This is a genomic window from Burkholderia sp. BCC1977, from assembly GCF_905339595.1.
Taxonomy (GTDB): Bacteria; Pseudomonadota; Gammaproteobacteria; order Burkholderiales; family Burkholderiaceae; genus Burkholderia.
The window spans coordinates 1-1427 of record NZ_CAJPGQ010000130.1; the positions used below are offsets into that span (position 1 = coordinate 1).

General features: G+C 57.1%; 1 protein-coding gene. It reads right to left on the minus strand.

From position 1 onward, the window contains the following. Positions 1 to 283 precede the first annotated feature (283 nt). On the minus strand, positions 284 to 1303 hold the full coding sequence (locus U5771_RS35045; RefSeq protein WP_322028161.1) for an IS110 family transposase: 1020 nt from the start codon (positions 1301 to 1303) through the stop codon (positions 284 to 286). Between the last annotated feature and the right edge of the window lie 124 nt (positions 1304 to 1427).

The window sequence follows — 1427 nt, forward strand, 5'->3', positions numbered from 1 at the left end:
TTATATGAACGTCTCCCGTTTGCGAAGGTTTTTCGTGTGTGCTGACTACGACAGGATGGGTTGCAGCTTTATATCCGGGCTTGTTGCAGCCTGACATGCTGCGGCCCACCATGAAATCCGCTGACCCGCGCCTCATTTTTCCGACGAGCTAGAAGCTCACTCAGCGATTCAGGTTTGGCGAGTCCCGGTCCGACCTGTTTTGTCATTACATACGATTGCCAGCGCAACCTTTCGACGTGTCATCCTGTAAAAATTGATCTACCTTCTACGCGACGTGCGCCGGTCAGACCGGTTTCACGCTCACATAGTTCTTGTCGTACTGCCTGTCATGCGCCAAGATCGCCCAGATCGTGCGAGCCATCCTGTTCGCTTGTGCCACGACTGCTACATTCAACGGTCGCCGCTTCTTGATGCCTTCGGCCCATAATCCGGGTTCCTTTGCGAGACACAGCACGCTTCGGGCCCCGTGGATCAACAGCTTGCGCAGATAGGTATCTCCTCGTTTGCTGATCCCCAGTAACTGGACCTTGCCACCCGTACCGGTCTGCCGTGGCACCAGTCCGATCCAGGCTGCGAACTCGCGCCCGGACCGGAACGTCTTCGCATCGCCCATAGTGGCTACTGCCGCTGTCGCCGTCAGCAGACCAATGCCCGGTATGGCAACAATCGCCTTGCATGCCTTGTCCTCTCTCTGCCACGCCTGCAGACGCCGCTCAATTTCGGCAATCTGTCTGTCCAGTTCCGACAATCCACTCCACTGCTCTCGCAGTGTGTCGATCAGGATCGAGGGCAGACGATCAACCAGCCGCTCCAGCACACTTGGAATTGCCTTGTCGAGCGCAGCCCGTCCCTTGGCCATCACTTCACCGTATTCGGTTAGCAAGCCGCGCAGACTATTGACCTGCATCGTGCGGAACTTCACCAGTTGCTCTCGCATCCGGTGCAGCCCCAGCACGGCCTGCTGCGTTTCAGTCTTCACCGCGACGGCCTTGCCTGCATGCTGTACGGCAAGCCAGATGGCTCGCGCATCAGTCGCATCGTTCTTGTTACCCATTACGAACGCCTTGACGAACTTGCCCGGCATCAACTTCACCTGATGGCCCATCGCGATCAGCTTACGGGCCCAGTGTTGGGAACCACCGCAGGCCTCCATGCCGATGAGGCGGGGAGTCAAATTTGCGAAATGCTCCAGAAACGCGGCTCGCTTTACCGGCTTATTTACGATCTCGCCCGTCTCTGCGTCGATGTAATGGAGCTGCATCACGTTCTTTGCAATGTCCACACCCACTGTCGTATGCTTCATTTCGGAGCCTCCGGTTTGCCAGGAAAACCCCTATGGTCTTCCATCTGGGCACTTTGATGCCATTGGCCCGTAAGGCTCAGCCTTCCTGCAAGCTACGCCACTCACGGGTGGGAGGCGTTCATAT